Origin of the sequence: Acinetobacter legionensis (assembly GCF_048551735.1) — a bacterium.
Classification (GTDB): domain Bacteria; phylum Pseudomonadota; class Gammaproteobacteria; order Pseudomonadales; family Moraxellaceae; genus Acinetobacter.
Map to the genome: position 1 here is coordinate 210,523 of NZ_JBIMBV010000002.1, position 21,326 is coordinate 231,848.

The 21,326-nt window shown below is 39.1% G+C and carries 19 protein-coding genes; 11 read left to right on the forward strand and 8 right to left on the reverse strand.

Translation table 11 applies throughout. The features are described 5' to 3' along the window. Positions 1-26: 26 nt before the first annotated feature. From ACG9ZL_RS03050 to ACG9ZL_RS03060, 3 genes are read right to left on the reverse strand one after another with little or no spacing between them, the layout of a single operon-like run. Positions 27-278 (reverse strand): DUF6587 family protein, encoded by a 252-nt coding sequence (locus tag ACG9ZL_RS03050; RefSeq protein ID WP_105714628.1) that lies wholly within the window; start codon positions 276-278, stop codon positions 27-29. Positions 279-307: 29 nt separating this feature from the next. Next, positions 308-2,170, reverse strand: coding sequence for a ferrous iron transport protein B (feoB, locus tag ACG9ZL_RS03055; protein WP_336952328.1), 1,863 nt, complete (start codon positions 2,168-2,170; stop codon positions 308-310). Next, positions 2,167-2,436: a FeoA family protein gene (locus ACG9ZL_RS03060; RefSeq protein WP_336952329.1), complete on the reverse strand. Its 270-nt coding sequence runs from the start codon at positions 2,434-2,436 to the stop codon at positions 2,167-2,169. Before ACG9ZL_RS03060 ends, feoB begins: the two co-directional genes overlap by 4 nt. 168 nt (positions 2,437-2,604) lie before the next feature. Here ACG9ZL_RS03060 and xerD point away from each other — a divergent pair, with 168 nt between their 5' ends. The 4 genes from xerD to thrC all read left to right on the forward strand — a co-directional run bounded on the left by xerD (position 2,605) and on the right by thrC (position 7,168). Next, entirely contained in the window at positions 2,605-3,522 is a 918-nt protein-coding gene (gene xerD, locus ACG9ZL_RS03065; RefSeq protein WP_336952330.1) for a site-specific tyrosine recombinase XerD, read from the forward strand. Positions 3,523-3,644: 122 nt separating this feature from the next. Next, a complete protein-coding gene (locus ACG9ZL_RS03070) occupies positions 3,645-4,457 on the forward strand; it encodes a thioredoxin fold domain-containing protein (RefSeq protein WP_336952331.1) in 813 nt (270 codons plus the stop codon). A 125-nt stretch (positions 4,458-4,582) separates the two neighbouring features. Further along, the gene (locus tag ACG9ZL_RS03075) at positions 4,583-5,887 is read left to right on the forward strand and encodes a homoserine dehydrogenase (RefSeq protein WP_004718385.1); all 1,305 of its coding nucleotides are present in this window, start codon (positions 4,583-4,585) and stop codon (positions 5,885-5,887) included. Between the two features lie 141 nt (positions 5,888-6,028). Next, positions 6,029-7,168, forward strand: a complete 1,140-nt coding sequence (gene thrC / locus ACG9ZL_RS03080; RefSeq protein WP_336952333.1) for a threonine synthase — start codon at positions 6,029-6,031, stop codon at positions 7,166-7,168. 672 nt (positions 7,169-7,840) lie between these two features. Here the strand turns inward: thrC and pbpG are convergent. Then, the gene (gene pbpG, locus ACG9ZL_RS03085; RefSeq protein ID WP_004718389.1) at positions 7,841-8,896 is read right to left on the reverse strand and encodes a D-alanyl-D-alanine endopeptidase PBP7/8; all 1,056 of its coding nucleotides are present in this window, start codon (positions 8,894-8,896) and stop codon (positions 7,841-7,843) included. A gap of 232 nt (positions 8,897-9,128) precedes the next feature. Between pbpG and gacA the strand changes: the two genes are divergently transcribed. From gacA to ACG9ZL_RS03100, 3 genes are read left to right on the forward strand one after another with little or no spacing between them, the layout of a single operon-like run. After that, positions 9,129-9,764, forward strand: coding sequence for a response regulator transcription factor GacA (gacA, locus tag ACG9ZL_RS03090; RefSeq protein WP_336952334.1), 636 nt, complete (start codon positions 9,129-9,131; stop codon positions 9,762-9,764). 35 nt (positions 9,765-9,799) lie between these two features. Beyond that, a complete protein-coding gene (locus ACG9ZL_RS03095; protein WP_336952335.1) occupies positions 9,800-11,368 on the forward strand; it encodes a sensor histidine kinase in 1,569 nt (522 codons plus the stop codon). Between the two features lie 17 nt (positions 11,369-11,385). After that, positions 11,386-12,801 (forward strand): sigma-54-dependent transcriptional regulator, encoded by a 1,416-nt coding sequence (locus ACG9ZL_RS03100; RefSeq protein WP_336952336.1) that lies wholly within the window; start codon positions 11,386-11,388, stop codon positions 12,799-12,801. A gap of 285 nt (positions 12,802-13,086) precedes the next feature. On the opposite strand, the gene ACG9ZL_RS03105 is transcribed toward ACG9ZL_RS03100, so the two are convergent. From ACG9ZL_RS03105 to lptF, 4 genes are all read right to left on the reverse strand, one after another. Then, a complete protein-coding gene (locus tag ACG9ZL_RS03105; RefSeq protein ID WP_336952337.1) occupies positions 13,087-14,265 on the reverse strand; it encodes a S41 family peptidase in 1,179 nt (392 codons plus the stop codon). 30 nt (positions 14,266-14,295) lie between these two features. After that, on the reverse strand, positions 14,296-15,843 hold the full coding sequence (gene gpmI / locus ACG9ZL_RS03110; protein ID WP_336952339.1) for a 2,3-bisphosphoglycerate-independent phosphoglycerate mutase: 1,548 nt from the start codon (positions 15,841-15,843) through the stop codon (positions 14,296-14,298). Between the two features lie 154 nt (positions 15,844-15,997). Continuing rightward, positions 15,998-17,068, reverse strand: a complete 1,071-nt coding sequence (lptG, locus tag ACG9ZL_RS03115; protein WP_336952341.1) for an LPS export ABC transporter permease LptG — start codon at positions 17,066-17,068, stop codon at positions 15,998-16,000. Further along, positions 17,068-18,168 (reverse strand): LPS export ABC transporter permease LptF, encoded by a 1,101-nt coding sequence (lptF, locus tag ACG9ZL_RS03120; protein ID WP_336952342.1) that lies wholly within the window; start codon positions 18,166-18,168, stop codon positions 17,068-17,070. Before lptF ends, lptG begins: the two co-directional genes overlap by 1 nt. Positions 18,169-18,312: 144 nt before the next feature. On the opposite strand from lptF, the gene ACG9ZL_RS03125 reads away from it, so the two are divergent. From ACG9ZL_RS03125 to ACG9ZL_RS03140, 4 genes are all read left to right on the forward strand, one after another. Continuing rightward, on the forward strand, positions 18,313-19,761 hold the full coding sequence (locus ACG9ZL_RS03125; protein ID WP_419359036.1) for a leucyl aminopeptidase: 1,449 nt from the start codon (positions 18,313-18,315) through the stop codon (positions 19,759-19,761). Further along, on the forward strand, positions 19,754-20,161 hold the full coding sequence (locus ACG9ZL_RS03130) for a DNA polymerase III subunit chi (protein ID WP_004718406.1): 408 nt from the start codon (positions 19,754-19,756) through the stop codon (positions 20,159-20,161). Before ACG9ZL_RS03125 ends, ACG9ZL_RS03130 begins: the two co-directional genes overlap by 8 nt. Positions 20,162-20,196: 35 nt before the next feature. After that, the gene (gene blhA, locus ACG9ZL_RS03135) at positions 20,197-20,823 is read left to right on the forward strand and encodes a cell division protein BlhA (protein WP_419359061.1); all 627 of its coding nucleotides are present in this window, start codon (positions 20,197-20,199) and stop codon (positions 20,821-20,823) included. Between the two features lie 188 nt (positions 20,824-21,011). Continuing rightward, positions 21,012-21,230 (forward strand): hypothetical protein, encoded by a 219-nt coding sequence (locus ACG9ZL_RS03140; RefSeq protein ID WP_336952344.1) that lies wholly within the window; start codon positions 21,012-21,014, stop codon positions 21,228-21,230. Positions 21,231-21,326: the final 96 nt, after the last annotated feature.

Here is a 21,326-nt window from a genome sequence, read left to right on the forward strand (position 1 = left end):
TTTAAAGTAATGTGTTTAGAGGCAAATCATTTCCATTTTACTGCTTGGACTTCAACCTTTTTAGGATTATCCGTTTCAGCACTACTACAACCACAACCGCCACCACATCCACTCACCATCGCAGGCTGAATCCATTTGGCTAAACGAGTCCAACCTTGCGACTGACAAAATTGAGCCAGCTTAGAAAACACCGAATACGCTGACTTTGGGAAGACTTTCTTAAATACAAAAATTGCACTCCAAATCACCAATACCGCAATAATCAATAATTCAATCATCTCTAGCTCCTTTGCTTCAAGATTTTGGCTTATAGACCAAAATAACGTGATGCAATTTGATAAGTGAGAAAAGCCATTAAATAAGCCAAACCAAATAAATAAACCGTCATACCCGCAACAGTTTTCCAAGAACCTGTTTCACGTTTCACTGTTGCCAATGTTGCTAAACAATGTGGTGCATAAATAAACCACACCAACAAGGATAAACCTGTTGCAACTGACCAACTTAAATCACCCTGACTGATCAGATGCGATAAACCCTGCGCCACTGCATCATCATCAGTTGCAGATAAAGCATAGACAGTCCCCAATGCCGCAACCACAACCTCACGTGCTGCCATCGCTGGGATTAAAGCAATACAAATTTGCCAATTAAACCCAAGTGGTTCAAAGATTGGGTGCATCACATGCCCCAACATCCCGGCAAACGAATAGTCAATTGCGGGTAATGTTGCACCTTCTGGCGGTTGAGGGAATGTACATAAAAACCATAACAAAATAGATAAAGCGAAGATAATTCCACCAACACGCTTTAAGAAAATTTTGGCACGGTCCAGTAAACCAATCCACACACTTTTTATATCTGGGATGCGGTAACTTGGTAATTCCATCAGTAAAGCATGTTGTGATTTATCTTTCTGGAAAAATTTCAGCACAGTCGCAACAATGAGCGCACTCACAATTCCCGCCATATATAAACCAAAGAGCACTAAACCTTGTAGATTGAGAAATCCCCAAACCATTTTTGATGGAATAAATGCTGCAATCAGTAAGGCATAGACAGGCAAACGCGCTGAACACGTCATCAATGGCGCAACAAGTATGGTCACCAAACGATCCCGTGGATCACTAATACTTCGAGTCGCCATAATTCCAGGCACAGCACAGGCAAAGCTGGATAATAAAGGAATAAAAGCACGACCACTTAAACCAGCTTTAAACATTAATTTATCAAGTAAAAAAGCTGCACGCGGTAGATAGCCAGATTCTTCTAAAACCAAAATAAAGAAGAAAAGAATTAAAATTTGTGGCAAGAATACCAGCACACTTCCTGCGCCTGCAATGATCCCGTCAACCACTAAACTATTGAGCAAAGGTTGGGAGATAAATTGCCCAATCCATCCACCAAACCAGCCAAAAAACTCTTCAATACCGTCCATAAAGGGCGCAGCCCAAGCGAATACTGCTTGGAAAACAATAAACATCATCAGCGCAAGACTGAGAAGTCCTAAAACAGGGTGTAAAAAAATCTTATCGAGAAAATCAGTCCGTTTATCTTCATGATCTAAAAAAATCACCACATCTTTTAAAATTTGGTCAATTTTTTCATGATTAGAACCTGAAAGTTTAACATCACTCAATTCTGTGCTTGGGGTATGGAATTTTTCATTTTCCAAAGCACTCATCAAATTTTCAATACCAGTATTTCGTACAGCAACCGTTTCCACTACGGGAACACCTAAACGCTGTGATAATTTTTGTGTATTGATCTGCATACCACGACGACGTGCTTCATCCATCATGTTTAATACAAGCAGAATCGGTTTGCCTTGTTCAATGATTTCAAGGACAAGCCCCAAATGTAGTTTTAAGTTGGTAGCATCTACGACACATAAAATCGCCTGCTGATCTTTCTCTTCAGCAATTTTACCCAAAACTACATCACGGGTAATTGCTTCGTCAGGACTGGCTGCATTGAGGCTATACGTCCCTGGCAAATCTAGAACACGAACTGCACGACCAGAAGGTAAGTTAAATGTACCCACTTTACGTTCAACAGTTACCCCGGCATAGTTAGCAACTTTTTGACGTGTGCCTGTTAAATGATTGAAAAGTGATGTTTTACCGCAGTTAGGATTTCCCACTAAAGCAATACGTAAAGTTTCGCTCATGCGGGAGCTCCTTCTAATGCCTGATGTATCTCAATTTTCTCGGCTTCAATCTTGCGTAAAGCAAATCGAGTAAAACCGACTTGAATTAGAATCGGATCACCACCAAAAATACCTTTTGTGATCACTTGTACACGTGTGCCAGGCACAAAACCTAGTGTTTCTAAACGACTCGCCACTAAATCTGGCTGATTGACATTATCTTCTGAGGTACGATTGACCTTTGCGATAATGGCAGTTTGCTTTACTTTCAAGTCTGACAAACGCACTGCAATTAACCCTAAAATTTACACGATAGACAGATTATTATACATACAAATGAGAATAATTACCAAGTAAGGTTCGATTACAATTCTCATTCAAACAAAGTATTCGACTTATGTTTTCTTTTAATCTACATTCCATCAACAAATAAGTTTTAAACTTCGCTTAAGGCCATGCTAAATAAGAAACCGCGTATCCCTACTGCTGTTACTATTCCTGAAAATTTAGGCTTTTTACAGGGATTCCGTGATTATTTAATTGCGCAAACGGTCAGTCCCCATACAAGAAATGCCTATTTATCCGACTTAATTCAATGTAGTGAATGTGTAAATTCTTACTTACCTGATTGGTCGCATGAAGACATTTCTGATGTTCTTATTGAACTCACCAAACAAGGTAAAAGTCCTCGGTCAATTGCACGTTCGCTTTCGGCATTACGTTCATTTTTTAAGTTTTTACGGGAACAAAAAATTCGCTTAGATAATCCTGTGGCGATACATAAAACCCCAAAAATCGGACGAGCCTTACCTAAAGATTTATCTGAACAAGACGTTGAAGCCCTGATTCAAGCACCCGATGTTACTACGGCGCTTGGTTTACGTGATCGCGCTATGTTTGAAGTGCTTTATGCTTGTGGTTTACGTGTTTCAGAGCTACTTAATTTAAGATTAGATCTGATTAATTTAAAACAAGGCTATTTAAGAATTACAGGTAAAGGGAATAAAGAGCGCCTAGTTCCTTTAGGCGGGATAGCTTGTGAATGGGTGGAAAAGTATTTAACTGAATCTCGTCCACAACTATATAAATCATCTACCGATTATCTATTTCTAACTCAACATGGCGGTATTATGAGTCGTCAAAACTTTTGGTATGCCATCAAGCGTTATGCCTTACAAGCCGGGATCCAAGCAGAACTATCACCGCATACTTTACGTCATGCTTTTGCAACGCATCTTTTAAATCATGGCGCTGACTTACGGGTTGTACAAATGCTTTTGGGTCATAGTGATTTATCAACTACCCAAATTTATACCCATGTTGCACAAATCCGTATGCAACAATTACATGAAAAATATCATCCTCGTGCTTGAAGACTTAGAATGAAACGTATATCGGCAATTTACATCCCTTAATCAAGTTTTAAAGTACAGTATTCAAAATTTTGTTATGCTAATTCCCTCAAATCATGCTGAAGAAACATAAAGAGTTATTTATGCAATTGAATCGTTCAAAATTGATGTTGGCTTGTCTTATTGCAAGCACGATGGCAGTGAGTGCTTGTTCAAAAAACTCAGACTCAAAAAAAGATGACACTTTAACTGCGACAGCACCTGCAACAGGTGAAGCATCGAATTTAACTGAGCGTGATGCAAAACAACGTTTAATCCAAACATTACAAGCCAATTTCAAAAAAGCAGGCGTAAAAGCCAAAATTTTAGATGCTAAATCAACAGAGATGCCAAATCTTTATTGGATCAGCATGGAAGGAATGAGCTCCGTCTATGCAACATCTGATGGTAAATTTCTGATCCAAGGCGATGTGATCCGTTTAGGTGGTGATAAACTCACTAGCATTGGTGACAAAATACAAGCTGCAGAAAACAAGAAATATCTGGCTGACTTAAATATTAAAGATCTCTTGGTCTACCCTGCTCAAGGCAAAGTTAAACATGTGATTTATGTATTTACCGATGCAAGTTGTCCTTATTGTCATAAACTTCATGAACATATCAGTGAAATCACCGCTAAAGGTATTGAAATACGTTATATCGCATGGCCACGTGGTGAACAATTTATACCGACTATGGAAAGTATTTGGTGTAGTGCAGACCGTAGTGCTGCATTTAATCAAGCCATTGCAGGTACTGCGCTTCCACCAGCTAGCTGTAAAAATCCAGTTCGTGATCTCTATGCTTTAGGTCTAAAAATGGGTGTGAATGGTACACCTGCAATCTACAATGCAGAGGGCGAATATTTAGGTGGTTACATGACTGCTGATGAAATTGAAAGCCGTTTAAATAAATAATTTTTATCAGTAAATTTACTATTATTTATAGCTCAATATAAAGATGCGCCAAACTCTAGAGTCTGGCGCATTTTTTAGCTATGATCTAAGCTTAATATAATTTATATACATAATTGGAGTGTGACGTGAAACCAGTTCGTCTGGCAATACTCGGTCTTGGAACCGTAGGCGGTGGTGCCCTTAAACTACTACAAGAAAACGCTGCTGAAATTAGACGTCGCACCGGTCGAGAAATTGAAATTACCCACGTAGGCACTCGTCGTCCACGGCCAGATCTAAATTTACCAGCTAGCATTAAACAAAGTGCCGATCTCTTAGACATTGTCCGCCAGCCTGATGTTGATGTTGTTGTTGAAGTCATGGGCGGTATTCATCCTGCTTATGAAGTCATGATGGAAGCCATTAAACATGGCAAACAAGTCGTAACAGCAAACAAAGCATTACTTGCAGAACATGGAAATGAGCTATTTAAAGCAGCCGATGACCACCATGTCCAAGTCGCATTTGAAGCAGCAGTTGCCGGTGGTATTCCAATTATCAAGGTCATTCGTGAAGGTCTAGCAGCCAATAAAATTGAATGGCTTGCGGGTATTATCAATGGTACAGGCAATTTCATTCTGACTGAAATGAGTGAAAAAGGCCGTGCCTTTGCGGATGTACTGAAAGAAGCACAAGAGCTTGGTTATGCCGAAGCAGACCCAACTTTTGATGTTGAAGGTATTGATGCTGCACACAAGCTGACCATTCTTGCATCATGTGCATTTGGTATTCCTTTACAGTTTGACAAAGTTTATACCGAAGGTATTACCAAGATTACTGCACAAGATGTGAAATACGCTGAAGAGCTTGGCTATAAGATCAAACATTTAGGTATTGCACGTCGTTCTAGCAAAGGTATCGAACTTCGTGTACACCCAACCCTGATTCCTGAAGAAGAGCTTCTTGCCAATGTAAATGGTGTGAAGAATGCAGTTTTGGTTCAGGCCAATGCGGTTGGTCCTACATTGTATTATGGTGCGGGCGCAGGTGCAGGCCCTACTGCTTCTGCAGTCGTGGCAGATGTGGTCGATATTGTCCGTGATATCATTTACACAGAAGATGGTTCAGGCACAATTCCTCAGCTTGCCTTTGAAGCACTTTCCGACTTACATATCTTGTCGAGTGATGAGATGACTACAGGCTATTATTTGCGTTTAAATGCTGAAGACCAAACTGGCGTACTCGCAGATGTAACAACAATTTTAAGTCGCACGGGTATCAGTATTGATGCCATCATGCAGCAGCCCCGTTTAAAAGATCTGATTCCTATCGTGATTTTGACTGATCCGATCGTAGAATCGAAGATGAATGAAGCGATTGCACAAATTCAGGCCTTACCTGCTATACATGGCGAAATCGTACGAATTCGTTTAGAATTGCTCGATAACTAATCGGGTTTTTAAACTCCTCTAAATTTGCAGCAACTGCATGCAAAGCGTCATTCAATGAATGGCTCAGCCTCTCAGAATAGAGGCTTAGAGGTTAAAAGAATATCTTATTTGCTCTACACTACACACAATTGGAACACCATCATGTCTAATGCCAATCGCTATACAGGACTTGTTGATCGCTATCGTGACCGCTTACCAGTATCGAAAACTACACGTGCTATTTCTTTAAATGAAGGCAATACACCTCTCATTAAATTAGACAATATTCCTGGTATTATTGGTAAGAATGTTGAAATTTATGTGAAGTATGAAGGTTTAAACCCGACAGGTTCGTTTAAAGACCGTGGTATGACCATGGCAGTGACCAAAGCGGTAGAAGAAGGCTCTAAGGCGATTATCTGTGCATCTACAGGTAATACCTCTGCTGCTGCTGCTGCATATGCTGCTCGTGCTGGCATCAAAGCATTTGTGTTAATCCCAGAAGGCAAAATTGCCATGGGTAAAATGGCACAAGCGATGATGTACGGTGCAATCACCATGCAAATTCGCGGTAACTTCGATGACGGTATGCGTTTGGTCAAAGAAGTTGCTGACCAAGCGCCTGTAACGATTGTTAACTCAATCAACCCATACCGTTTACAAGGTCAAAAGACCATTGCTTATGAAATCGTAGAAGCTTTGGGTCGTGCACCTGACTACCACTGCTTACCTGTAGGTAATGCAGGCAATATTACTGCGCATTGGATGGGTTATACCGAAGCAGTTGCTAACCAACCAGTTGAAGCATTTGAACAAGTGGTTTATGACCCTGAAACGGATAAGTTTACAGGCCCAAATCCTGAAGGTCGTCCGATCATGGTTGGTTATCAAGCTTCTGGTGCTGCACCATTTTTACGTGGTGGCCCAGTTGAAAACCCTGAAACCGTTGCAACAGCAATCCGTATTGGTAATCCTCAAAGCTTTAATCATGCTAAGGCGGTCGTTCGTGATTCAAATGGCTGGTTTGATGAATTAACAGATGCTGAAATTTTAGAAGCGCAACGTTTGCTTTCTATGTATGAAGGTGTATTTGTTGAACCTGCTTCTGCGGCATCTATTGGTGGTGCAATCCGTGACATCAAAGCCGGTAAAATTGCGGAAGGCTCTGTGATTGTATGTACAGTGACAGGTAATGGTCTAAAAGATCCTGATACTGCAATCAAACAATGTAAAGATGCCATTATGTTGTCTATTGATGCGACAATGAATCAAGTGAAAGACTCTATTCTTTCAAATATGTAAAACAGACTTCAAAATAAAAACCAGTTGTTCGCAGCTGGTTTTTATTTGCGCAATTTAAAAATTATTATTCTTCTTCATATGAGTCATAGTTCAGATCTGATCCGCTCGCACTATAATCAAGCTGTCAAAAAACTCAGACGCAAGAATATAATTTCTCTTAATTAATATTATCAATTAAATCATTTATATAGAAAAATAAACTATTTGATTATAAAAAGACTTGCAATGCCACACCTTACATTCAAAGTTTAACCATCTTTGCGTAGGCGATGACCCACTTTTCATAAGAGATGCCAAACCCTGCGCTGCAAACAAAGCTGTACTTTGTTTTTGCTTATATTGGGCGAGGGTACGACCTATACTCCCAACGGCGACATCTATGTCGCTACACAGTAGGATAACCATCTATGATTCAAAAATACAAAATATGAGCTTTTTTTATGATCAATGACTTGACAGAAATCACTTATATGGATAATTAGGTGGTTTGACTATTTCTGTCTTTAATATCAATTGCTTTGTCTGCAGGATTTGTAAACACCAGCCAAATCCTGGCATTGCAAATTTACACATTTCATAATCTATTTTTTATGCTTAATTTAAGCAAAAAAAAGCCCTCCATATTTTGAAGCGCTTTTTTAATTTGGATGGATAACTGCAGTGACAAACCGATTAGATACGTTTCGGTAAATTACTCACCCAGTTCAATAAATTGGTTGCATCATTGGTACGTGCCTGAGACGAGCTTGCACCTAATAATACCACCACAGCCGGACGACTATTTACAGTGGTATGCATCACCACACAACGCCCTGCTTCATTGATATAACCCGTTTTGGAAATATTAATATTCCACCCACCATTACGCACTAGAGCATTGGTGTTGTTTGATTTGAGCACGCGATAACCCAAATTAAAGTCATAATGCGCTGTTGTTGAAAATTGGCGGATCAAACCATATTGTGATGCAGCACTGACTAAAATCCCTAAATCTCGAGCAGAAGAAACATTACGTGGATCTAAACCAGTAGATTCAACATAATGGGTTGAATTCATGCCCAATTGACGTGCTTTTGAATTCATTGCAGCAAAGAACGCTTGGCGACCACCTGGATAAGTACGCGCTAAAGCTGCTGCAGCTGGATTTTCAGATTTCATCAATGCCACAAGTAACATTTCAGCACGATTCATGGTATCGCCAACTTTTAAAGTTGAACTTGAATTCTTACCACCAGCACCCGCAAAATCGATTTGTTGCAAGGTAATGTCTTCAGACATATTTAAACGGGCATCTGCGGTAATCACTGCTGTCATCAATTTGGTAATTGATGCGATAGGTAACGCCATATTGGTATTTTTACTAAACAGGACTTCACCTGTTTTTGCATCCATTACCAGTGCAGCACGCGCATTTACCGATGGTTGGCTATTATAGGTATTGGTATCATAAATCTGTACAGACTTATTGGTCAATGTTGTCGGTGCAGCATTTGATGCACGAATTGTTGTGGTTAACGTGGTTGAGCCTTTTGGAGAAATATCTTCGCCATCATCATCCAGAGAATCACCATTGAGTAACTGGCTGGCATCTGAAGAAGACCAATTTACAGTTGCTTGTCCGCTCCCCCCCGATGAGTTCATAATGATTTCAGCAAAACCAGTCGAACTCAAACTGAGTAGTACTGACAAACTCAGCACATGCATTAACGTTTTTTTTGGTTTTTTCACGATAACTTACTCACCTCAAGGAGGTATTCACAAACTTGCTAATTACCTCAAATATGACTTACATTTACACTCAAACGTGACTATATTAAAACAAATATTTCAATCACGCCGTATTATGCGTAAATATTGAATGGATATTAGGAATAGGATTGCCAATTTTGTTATGTCTTTGCAAGTCTTTTTTGCTTTATGTAACAAAAATGTCGATATTGAGAAATTTAAGGAGGTGTAAGTGATTACTGTTTTAGTGGTAGATGACCATGAATTAGTAAGAACCGGCATCTGCAGAATGTTAGAAGATCAGACCGATATTCAAGTCATTGGACAAGCAGAATCTGGTGAAGAAGCAATTACGATTGTAAGGCAACACCACCCCAATGTAGTTTTATTGGATGTCAACATGCCTGGAATTGGTGGTGTAGAAACTACCCGTCGTTTGTTACAAACCGCACCTGAGACCAAAGTACTCGCTGTGAGTGGTTTGGCTGAAGAACCCTATCCGTCGCTGTTATTGAAAGCTGGTGCTCGTGGTTATATTACCAAGGGCGCACCAATCACTGAAATGGTTCGTGCAATCAAAAAAGTCATGCAAGGCGGTAAGTATTTTAGTGCAGATATTGCTGAACAACTTGCAAGCTCTTATTTATCCGATACACAAACCTCACCTTTTGACGCACTGTCAGAACGTGAAATGCAAGTTGCCATGATGGTGGTAAATTGCGTAAGCGCACAAGAAATTTCTGACAAACTTTTTGTCAGTGTAAAAACGGTCAATACTTATCGTTATCGTATCTTTGAAAAATTAGGACTTGATAGTGATGTAAAACTCACTCACCTTGCGATACGTTATGGTTTAATTAAGCCATAAATTGATTAAAACAATAATTTATCTTGAGTACGATTATGTCGCCTACGGTAACGGTTCCTATTTATCAAACAATTTACCGTCTAGGCACACTGTATTCAGGTTATAGATTGGTTATTGCTTTTTGCTTAGTCATTATTTTTCTGATTACTCTTGAAAACCAACCCGTACATTACGAATATCCCAGTTTATATTTTTATTCTCTAACCGCGTTTACTGTAATCGCAGCATTGCAAATGATGCTGCTCAAATTCTATCCGCATGGTGTGGGGCAGCAATTTATTGGTTTTTTTATTGTTGATATTCCATTTCTAAGTACCTTGGTATTTGCCCTCAATGGGCCAAATTTAGCCATCAGCATTTTGTTTGTCATTGCCGTTTTTACCGCGAATTTTCTGCTTAGTAAAAATAAAGCGCTATTCGTAACACTGGTTTCTGTGATTGCAATTATTTACCAACAGTTTTTAGGCAGCTTCTTCGATTTTTCAAATTTAAATAATATTAGTAACAGTGCCTTATTGGCTTTTTTATTTTTTATGGTTTATGGCATTGGGCAGATTGCAATTAATCGCTTCCAAGTTTTAGAGTCGTTAAATACCTATCAATCTCTTGAATTATTTAAGTTACAGAACATTAACCGCTATATTTTAGAACAGATTGAAGTCGGTTATTTGGTGCTCGATGAAAAATGCAAAATTATCGTCAGTAACCCTGCAGCCTGTTTACTTTTGGGCATTTCACCACTTTACGCACATGAGCAATATCATTTATCCAGCTTTCAACCGGACTTATATGAAATTTTAAAAGATGCCATGTTACGTGATGGCGAACGCTTTCAATTTGAATCCCATCAATCCTCGTATACAGTCGATATTCGCGTACAAAAATTGATTGTTCCGCATCAAGCACTCACGCTTTTAGTCCTCGAAGATGCACAAAAAATTAATCAAAAGGTACAACAACTCAAACTTGCCGCACTGGGTCAATTATCGGCCAGTATTGCCCATGAAATTCGCAATCCGCTTGCCGCCATTGCGCAGGCCAACGACCTGTTTATCAGCAGTGACCCAGAACAGCAAACCATTTTAAATCAAATGATTACCAAACAGACCATCCGTATCAATAATATTATTAAAGATACCTTAGATATGGCAAAAAATAAAAAGATCCATACCTCAAAAATTAATTTTCAAGAATTTGTTGATGACTTATTACGCCATGATTTAGGGGATGCTCAGGAAAAAATCAAATTAGAAATTCAAGCTGATGTTTGGATCTATTTTGATGATTCTCATCTTCGACAAGTTCTAATCAATTTAGTGCGTAATGCATTACGTCATAATGATCAAAATGCTGAACACATTTTAGTACAAACGTTTAAAAATGAATCACACGTATATATCGATGTGATTGATTATGGGAAAGGCGTCACAAAACAAGATCTTTCGCAATTATTTCAGCCATTTTTTAGTACCGAAATCAATGGAACTGGTTTAGGATTGTACCTATCGCAGACGATATGCGAAGCGAATCAAGCGAAACTAATTTACGTAGAGCAAAAACAACAAGGGGCATGCTTCCGTATCGAATGCCCACTCATGGATTAGATTAGGTTTTTGGGGATATGACTACACGACAACCATTGGTTTTACTTGTAGATGATGAACAAGATTTATGTATGTTAATGCAAATGAGCCTTTCTCGAATGGGCATCAAAACGCATATGGCACACCATTTACAACAAGCCAAATATTTTTTTAGTGAATATAAATATGATGCCTGTATTACCGATTTAAACCTCCCTGATGGCAGTGGTTTAGATTTGGTTAAACATGTATCGCAGCATTATCCTAAAACGCCTATTGCAGTCTTAACTGCATATGGAAATATGGAAATTGCGATTGCCTCTCTCAAAGCAGGTGCTTTTGATTTTGTCAGCAAACCGATTAACCAATTACATCTGCAACAGCTTTTACAAAAAGCTTTGCATGTACCACAGTTAAGAGAAACGATCAGCGATGCGCCGCTTGAGGAATCAATGCTCATCGGCGATTCACAGGTGATACGTAAGTTAAGAGAATCGATTAAAAAAATTTCCCGTTCACAAGCACCTGTGTTTATCACCGGTGAATCTGGAACAGGCAAAGAGGTTGTTGCCAATCTCATCCATCTACTCAGCAACCGCAGTGATAGCCCTTTTGTTGCGATTAATTGTGGTGCAATTTCTGAAGACTTGATGGAGAGTGAGCTGTTTGGGCATAAAAAAGGCTGTTTTTCAGGTGCAACTCAAGACAAACAAGGTCTTATTCAAGCTGCCAATGGTGGTACTCTGTTTTTAGATGAAATTGCAGAACTTTCTTTGGCCATGCAAGCCAAACTGTTACGAGCTTTACAAGAAAAGAAAATTCGTCCTTTAGGCAGTGATACCGAAATCGAAGTTGATTTCCGTATTATCAGTGCTACACATCAAGACATTGAAGCATTCGTTGAACAAGGCAAATTCCGCCATGATCTGTTCTTTAGAATTCATGTGATGGATATTGTCCTGCCACCATTGCGCGAACGTGATTGTGATATTCTGATTTTAGCCAACCATTTTCTTCAGCAAATTTGTACAGAGTGGCGTATTTCAACCAAGTCTTTTACTGAACAAGCCAAAGCTTTTCTTTTACAACAACATTACTCAGGCAATGTTCGTGAATTACGCAATATCATTGAAAAAGCCATTACCATGAGTGATGAAGACTATATTGATATTCAACAGCTACAACCTGCTCCACATCGTGGTATCAACAAAGTCGAATCACGTGATCCTATCCAAAGTCAAGTCTTGCCTATCGTCACCGCGAATAAAGCCCAAAACATTCCAGAAGAAGGGTTGGAGCAATATTTGGAAAAAGTCGAAAAAGAAGTGTTGTTATCTGCATTAAATCAAACCCATTGGAACCGCACTTTAGCTGCTAAGAAATTGGGCATGACATTTCGCTCTTTACGCTATCGTTTGAAAAAGTTTGGTTTAGATACCGATGATGATGAATAGAAGCAACCTATAGCCATCAACATCATAATATCAACCAACTCAAGCGCTTTTGCTTTTTACATGGTTACAGCGTGGCGACATGGATGTCGTCGTTGAGTAGAAGTACTGAATCCAGCGCTTACTCAACATAAGATTTGGTCATGTCCAGTCTGAGCAACAAGCAAGTATTTGATTAGTATACAGTACAAGCTAAAGGATCACCGAAACAACGTGATTTAAATACGTAATGTCAGATGTAGTAGCACAAACTGCTACAGTGTTATGAATTCACTTTTACATTCAACTTTATCTATCACGATGTTTTAATAGTTGATCTGCAACATTATTTAGATAGGTTTCTTCTTTTTGATCTAAAGTCCATGGATATTCCAAATTAGGCCGAATACCCTGCCCATCAATCATATTGCCATTTGGCGTATAATAATGCGAAACCGTCATTTGCAAAGCAGCCCCATTTGGCAATGGAAATAACTTCTGTACAACGCCTTTTCCATAGCTTTTTTCACCTATAACCCAAGCACGTTGATGTTCTTTCATTGCAGCGGTAAAGACTTCAGCTGCAGATGCTGAACGACCATTAATCAAAATACCTAATTTAGTATTGGACGACTCATCACCCGGTAAGGCTTGGAATTGTTGATTGCCTTCTGAACGACTTTTGGTAGAAACAATCGTTCCCTGAGTTAAAAAAAGATCAGCCGTTTCAACAGCGGCTGAGAGTAAACCACCTGGATTATTACGTAGGTCGAATAATACAGCTTTCATTTTTTGGGTACTGTATTCTTCAATTAAACGTTTAATTTCATTGGCTGTATCTTGTTGAAAAACTTTAACTTTAAGCACTAAAACCTGATTATGCAACATAATCGGCTCTATATCAGCCACTTCTAATTTGCGATTTCTAACCACCGTGATTGCTGGGCTTTTTTCATTCAGTTGCAACTGAAAAGTTGAACCAATTGAGCCATGTAATAAATCTTCGACTTGTTGGGCATTTAAATTTTTAAGTTCTTGATTTTCAATTTTAAAAATGGTGAATCCATTTTTTAAACCGAGTTTAAATGAGTCTGAATTATCGCGTAAATTCTTGACTTTCCATTGATGAATATGACTATCAAAAGCCAATTCAAAGTCAGCAGTCGCAAGGTCACTTTCCGTATATTGCATCAACTGTTTATATTCTTCAGGACTTAGATAACGCGAATAGCGATCTAAACCACCCACCAGCCCTTTGATTGCCTGCAAAAACAGAACATCATCAGGTTTTTCCTGAACATAATTGTCTTTGACGATGCCGTAGATTTGTACAAATTGCTCAATCGATTCAATGGGCACTTCAGCAATACTTTCTTCGACATCACCATCAAAATCAAGTGCGGCAGCATTTTCTGCTGCCCGAACTGAATGGCTTCCACAGGCCAACAATCCTGTTAATACAGCAATATATTTCCAAGCTTGAGCCATTCACACACCTAGTTTTTAATAATGATAATTTTATGCTTTCAATGTAATCAGATTACGGCCTTGCATTTCTGTCGGTACAGGGAGATGCATTAAACTTAAAATAGTCGGTGCAACATCTGCTAAAACCCCACCTTCAGCAATCGTGGCTGAGGTTGGTCCAACATAAATGAAAGGTACAAGTTCAGTGGTATGCTGCGTATGTACTTGACCACTTACATAGTCCTGCATTTGCTCTACATTACCATGATCAGCAGTAATCAACATATGACCATGCTTTGCCATCACTGCTTCATATAAACGACCAAGACTGATATCAACAGCTTCAACAGCCTTCACTGCTGCATCAAACACGCCAGTGTGACCTACCATATCGCCATTGGCATAGTTCACCACCAAGAGATCAAACTCACCTGAATTGATTGCATCAACCAACTTGTCGGTGACTTCTGGTGCGCTCATTTCAGGTTGTAGATCATAAGTTGCAACTTTTGGTGATGGGATTAGAATCCGTTTTTCACCTGGATACTCATCTTCACGACCGCCACTAAAGAAGAAGGTCACATGTGCATATTTTTCTGTTTCTGCAATACGTAACTGAGTTTTGCCTAAAGAAGATAAGTATTCGCCAATTGAATTTTTTAAACCTTCTGGCATATATGCCACTGGTGCATCTATCGTCGCTTGATAACGCGTTAACATCACAAATTTAGATAGATGGGGTACAACTTTGCGTTCAAAACCTGCAAAGTCTTTTTCTACAAATGCTTTAGTAATTTCACGTGCCCGATCCGCACGAAAATTCATAAACACCACACTGTCGCCATCTTGGATTTTGGCCATTTCACCAATACGGGTTGCTTTAACAAATTCATCATTTTCATTGGCTGCATAGGCTTGCTCTAAGCCCTCAACGGCTGAATCAACAACACGTAAAGCTTCTCCTTCAGTCATCAGGCGGTAAGCTTGTTCCACACGATCCCAACGATTATCACGATCCATTGCAAAGTAACGTCCAATCATGGTGGCAATACGCCCCTGATTTGGATACTGTGCAAATACCGCATCGAGTTTTTCTAAAGAAGGTTTTGCACTCCGTGGTGGTGTATCACGACCATCTAAGAACGCATGTAAATAGACTTTTGCCCCACGCTTCAAAGCAAGCTCACACATTGCAATAATATGATCTTGGTGAGAATGGACACCGCCCTCTGACAATAATCCCATAATGTGCAATGCACCATTTGCCGATTTGGCTTTTTCTACAGCATCAATCAGAATTTCATGCTCGAAAAAATCGCCGGTCCGAATATCTTTGGTAATACGAGTAAAATCTTGATACAGCACACGACCTGCACCCAAGTTCATATGACCAACTTCAGAATTACCCATTTGTCCATCTGGCAAACCGACATCTTCACCTGAACCAGAAATTAAACTATGCGGATGCTTGTCTTGCATCATGGTTAGATTCGGCGTTTTTGCTGCTAAAAACGCATTATCTTCGACCGCTTCACGATGACCCACACCATCCATAATCACTAGAACGTGAGGGATTTTGCCAGCAGTTGCATCCGTCATGATTTACACTCTTTACTGTTTACAAATTAATCGTTACATCTTACCGTTTTTTTACGGCAGACTCTATCCTCAGATTATGGCAAAAACAAGTTGCCATGGTCTAAACTTCTTATCTATCTGAAAGATCATTGTTCAAAAAAACAGATCCATTAAGTTATCTTGCTCTATACAACAAATAACTTCCGATGCCAAACATCAATATAATTGGTAAGAATACAAACCAAGCAGGAGAAGGTGCATAGACCAAACTTGCATAACCCAAGAAGTCTTGTATGTAATAAAAACCTAGACCAACAAATAATGCGATCACTAAGCGAAAGCCCATCGATTGTTGACGTAATGGCCCAAAAATAAATGAACATGCAATCAAAACCAATGCAAGCAAAGCAAATGGTGAACCGACATTTTTCCAAAAAGCCAAAAGATAAGTCTTTGGTACTTGACTGTATTCATGCATATATTGCATAAAACTCAATAACTGCGTAGGTGCTAAGTCTTCTGGATTAATGGTCACCATATGCACATATTTAGGTTGCAATGCGAGTGCTAAATCCTCTTGATTTTTATTTACAACTTGAGCTTGACCATTGGCCAATAAATTGACTTGAGCACTTTGTTTTAAATTCCATTGTCCTTCTTTTAAGAACTGCCCTTCTTCTGAATTTAACAAAGATTTCATTCGATAATTATCGTCAAAATCGACAACTTGAACTTGTTTTAATGTCCCTTTTGAATTGGCATAATCAATATAAATAAAGCGTTGTCCTTCACGTGTCCAATAGCCTTTCACCTCTCCTAGCGTTGCTACACTACGATGGCTTTTAATACTTTTCGCCTGTTCATTGGTATAGGGAATAACGAATTGAGTTAATAAAAACGAAAGGATCACCAAAAGCATAGCAGAACGCATGACCCAACCGACAATACGCCATAAGCTAATGCCTGCTGCTCGCATCACAATTAATTCACTGTTCGAAGCCATTGAACCTAAACCCAGTACAGCACCGATCAATGCTGCAATAGGAAGAATCTCATACAAATAACGAGGTGCACCCCATAAAACATATTGCAATGCATTCCAAGCCGTATAGCCTTGTTTTAGATCACCTAACTCACCCAAATAGGTGAATAAAATCTGTAAGCTAGCCAGTACTGCCGTAGCACCCAACATGGCAAGCAATGTGGTTTTAGTCACATGTTTTGCGACAATTCTACGTGCTAACATTATGATTTTACTCGCTGTATTTGCTTTTTAATTTTAGGTGCTAATTTCTGCTTTCTTGAAAATAGAGCGGCAGCGGCAGCATAGAATAATAACACTGCAGGATATGCCCAAACACCCACCTCATCTTTACTAATACGGGTTCGTATTGCCATGAGCGCCACAATTAAACTGGCAAAAATTAATAATGCTGGGAAAAGTTTGAGATAACGACCTTGTCTTGGGCTTACTTCACATAGTGCTGTTGCTAACATTAAGGCGACAATGATAGAAAATGGAACAAATAAGCGCCATCCCAATTCACTTGCCACAACAGGGTCATTTTTATTTTCAAGCAATTTACCAAAAGTTAGCCCTTCTACTTCATCACTTTCAAACTTAGCTTCTTTATTATTTTCTAAACGCAAACGATAAGTTTGGAATTCAGTTTGACTATATTTTGGTGTTCCAGGGTAAATTTCATAACGGCGGCCTTGAACTAAATCGACAACACTTGCTGTTTCATTGGCAATTTCAATCCGTGTTGCTTCCTTCGCCAAAATCATAACATCAGGTTTACCTTCTTTTTCAGCACGTTGATAAAAGAAAATATCTTTAAGATTTTTGCGATCTTCGGATAAAGAGCCGGCATAAATTGTATAAGCCCCTGAGGAAATAAACTCACGTGGCCGAACCAAATCAAAGCCCGTTCGGACTGCTTGGGTAGAAATCAGTTGCTCATATTGACGGATTCCCCACGGAGACATCCAGATCATTAAAACAGTTTGTACACACAAATAAATAACAGTCAGTGGAATCAATAATCGAGCGACTTGAATACGGCTAATACCACTACCGTTCAGTACAGCCATTTCATGATCGACATATAATCGGCCAAAAACCAGCATCAATCCAATAAAGAAACCCAAAGGAAGAATTAAAGTCAAAAACTCAGGTAAACGAAAACCGATAATACTCAACAGAATACTCGGATCTACACGCCCCATAGCAGCTTGACCAAATCGTTTAATCAATTGCCCACCCATCATAATGACTGTCAATAATGTGACAACCACAAGAGAGGTCGAAACGACTTGTTTGACAAGGTAACGTCGAATAATCAAATTAATCTTCCAAATAAGGGTAATATCGTGATGTAGCGCTAGTTTACCCGAAGTTAAAATTATAAAACTAGATTGAAATTCTACCATTTGAAGTGGTTCAATGGTTTAATGATTTGAAATGTACAAAAGGCACAAAGACAACACATGAAACTTACGATCAATACGTCATTTTCAGCGTCTACATCTAGCCAGTCGTTATTTATTCTGGTGGATTCTGAAAACGCTAAACAAGCTCAAGAAATATATAAAATCAATGACTTGAACAGCATAATTGAAGACACTCAATTCAAAGCAAGTTTAAATGAAACTCTACCACTTATCGGAAAGCTAACTCAAGTTACGCAATGTACTTTAGTCGGCATAGATAAAGCCTCCGAAATTAAAGCCGCGAAATTAGCAAAAATCGCACAAACCATTATCAAAGCTTCACAAAAAAAATTCCAAAAAATCAGCATTGATATTTCGGCTTTGCCGTCTGAGTTACATTATCTATTTGCATTAAATTTGACGCAAGCTGCGTATGCTTATGATGAATTCAAATCGAAGAAGAATGAATTTACTTTAGAAAATATTGAATTTATTGCAACGCAATCAAGCCTGACTGCAGAACAGATCACACTTATTCAAGCTGTTCAAAAAGGACAAAACTTTGCTCGTGACTTAGGCAACTGCCCCCCTAATATTTGCTTCCCTGAATATTTAGCAGAACAAGCACATGCTTTAGCAGCTGAATTCCCTGAGCTTTTACAAGTGACTGTACTTGAAGAACAACAGCTTGCTGATCTAGGCATGCATGCTTTTCTTGCGGTAAGCAAAGGTTCTGATCGTCCAGGACGTGTGATTACGCTTGAATATAAAGCCAATCCTGATCAAGCACCGATCGTGCTCGTGGGTAAAGGTGTGACTTTTGATACAGGTGGTATTTCATTAAAACCAGGCTTAGGCATGGATGAAATGAAATTTGATATGTGTGGTTCAGCATCTGTACTGGGTACGATTCGTGCACTTTGTGAAGCGAAACTCCCGATTCATGTTGTCGGTGCAATTGCCGCTGCTGAAAACATGCCTTCTGGTCATGCAACTCGCCCTGGTGATATTGTAACCACCATGAGTGGGCAAACGGTTGAAATCCTGAATACTGATGCCGAAGGGCGTTTAGTCCTTTGTGATACCTTAACCTATATTAAGCGCTTTAACCCTGCATTAGTGATTGATATTGCAACACTGACTGGTGCTTGTGTGGTGGCTTTAGGTTCAGTCGTTTCTGGTTTATTTACACCAGATGATGAACTTGCAGAAGAAATTACAGCAGCAGGACACACTGCATTTGACCGTGTATGGCGTATGCCCGTATATGACGATTATCAAGAACAACTTGATTCGCCATTTGCCGATATTGCCAATATTGGTGGTCCAAAAGCTGGCGCAGTTACAGCAGCCTGTTTCTTACAACGCTTTACCCGTGACTATCGTTGGGCGCACTTAGACATCGCTGGTACAGCATGGAATTCTGGTGCAAATAAAGGTGCAACCGGCCGTCCAGTACCATTGTTGATGCAGTTAATAGCCAACCGTGTACAAAAGAATGGCTAAAATTAGCTTTTATTTATTTGAAAAAAGCCCTGAGCGACAGGTAGAAAGTGCCTGTCGTTTATGTCGTAAAATTTTACGAAATGCAGCCAAAGTTTGGTTGCATTGCCCTGATGTAGAAATGCAGCAACAACTGGATGAACGTTTATGGAGTTTTGATCCGACCAGTTTTATTGCGCATGGAATTGATCAAATTGATGCACCGATCTGTATTTCTTCAAGATTACCTGAGTCTTTAGACTGGATTGTGTTTAATTTTAACAATCAAGCACTTGAACAAGTGACACAATTTAGTCACATTATAGAAATTATTGAAAATGCTGAATCAGCAAAACAAATTGGTCGAGAGAAATATAAAGCCTATCGACGAATGGGTGTTTCGCCTCAAACATTTAAACTTTAATTCTTCATTCTCATTTTATATCAAGGAGATGCGTGGTGACATTAAATGTCGGTCAAGATTTTAAAAAGCGCTGGTTAGATACGCCTGTAGCCGTACGCCAAACTTTTGTAGATGACCTTAACCGCATCTGTGACCTTCTCAGCCCTACAACAAATGTACAGGACTGGCTAAGTAATGACCAACGCCAAATGCAAGTGGCGCAACTCCAAGTTGAACAAGCCTATGCTGAGCTAAAAGCCCAGCTGATTGAAGAAGCACGTATCCGTAGACAATTGGCACTTGAAAAATCTTTAGCTGAAAAAAGAGCATTACAGCACGCATATAATTTAGAACTACAACAAGATGAAATTCAGCAGTTTGAACATCAAAAATTGACCTTACAAAATTTACGTCAACAAATTGATATTGAAATTTCAGAATATAGTGAAAAATACACTAAAAATCCTGATTATCCAGCAATAGATTATGCCAATGGGCAATTCCGCATCACAGATGCACAAATGACTTCAGAGTTGGAAAGTGTTCGTCTACGTCTTGAGTTAGAAGCAGAAACGCTAATCGAAGAGAGCTTAAATGCTTTACGTAGCAAACTGCAAACTGCGGCAAAAGAAGAGATTGAATATATTTTGGCAAATTCGAATTTCTCGGCAGACAAAAAATAAAGTTTATTTATTATAATCGGATATCCAAGTTTACTTGTCACGAAAATGCAATATTAATGTCACATGATAGTCATCTCGGATGGCTTTAATGCTTATGTGTACAGGTTAAAAATATTTTAAGTGATCAATTCAGTGAATTTTTATTTTCAAGATAAAATTTTCCAATCACTTGGATCAGGATGAATAAAATGGATCTGCTTAACCATATTTCGAACCAAATTGCGCGACTACATTCAGGTGAAAAATGGACTGTTTCTATACAAGACTTACTGATTAGCCGTGTAGATTTTCAATCACTTTCAGTATTTCTTTCTCGGGAGTCTGAAAAAGGGATGTTCTCACTGACAGATACACACAAACTAAAATCACGCTTTGAACATACCTCTTTGACCATTATCAAAAACTAATTAAGCCTGATACTTTGTCTCTTTCTCAAAGCAATTTCTAAGATAAACCAAAGTCTCATTTCGGCTTTGATTTATCTAAATGTAGTGTAGAAAAAC

Coding starts and splice junctions, on each gene's coding strand:
- ACG9ZL_RS03050 (WP_105714628.1), bottom strand. CDS start 278: ATGATTGAATTATTGATTATTGCGGTATTGGTGATTTGGAGTGCAATT.
- feoB (WP_336952328.1), bottom strand. CDS start 2,170: ATGAGCGAAACTTTACGTATTGCTTTAGTGGGAAATCCTAACTGCGGT.
- xerD (WP_336952330.1), top strand. CDS start 2,605: ATGCTAAATAAGAAACCGCGTATCCCTACTGCTGTTACTATTCCTGAA.
- ACG9ZL_RS03070 (WP_336952331.1), top strand. CDS start 3,645: ATGCAATTGAATCGTTCAAAATTGATGTTGGCTTGTCTTATTGCAAGC.
- thrC (WP_336952333.1), top strand. CDS start 6,029: ATGTCTAATGCCAATCGCTATACAGGACTTGTTGATCGCTATCGTGAC.
- ACG9ZL_RS03095 (WP_336952335.1), top strand. CDS start 9,800: ATGTCGCCTACGGTAACGGTTCCTATTTATCAAACAATTTACCGTCTA.
- ACG9ZL_RS03100 (WP_336952336.1), top strand. CDS start 11,386: ATGACTACACGACAACCATTGGTTTTACTTGTAGATGATGAACAAGAT.
- ACG9ZL_RS03105 (WP_336952337.1), bottom strand. CDS start 14,265: ATGGCTCAAGCTTGGAAATATATTGCTGTATTAACAGGATTGTTGGCC.
- gpmI (WP_336952339.1), bottom strand. CDS start 15,843: ATGACGGATGCAACTGCTGGCAAAATCCCTCACGTTCTAGTGATTATG.
- lptG (WP_336952341.1), bottom strand. CDS start 17,068: ATGTTAGCACGTAGAATTGTCGCAAAACATGTGACTAAAACCACATTG.
- ACG9ZL_RS03125 (WP_419359036.1), top strand. CDS start 18,313: ATGAAACTTACGATCAATACGTCATTTTCAGCGTCTACATCTAGCCAG.
- ACG9ZL_RS03130 (WP_004718406.1), top strand. CDS start 19,754: ATGGCTAAAATTAGCTTTTATTTATTTGAAAAAAGCCCTGAGCGACAG.
- ACG9ZL_RS03140 (WP_336952344.1), top strand. CDS start 21,012: ATGGATCTGCTTAACCATATTTCGAACCAAATTGCGCGACTACATTCA.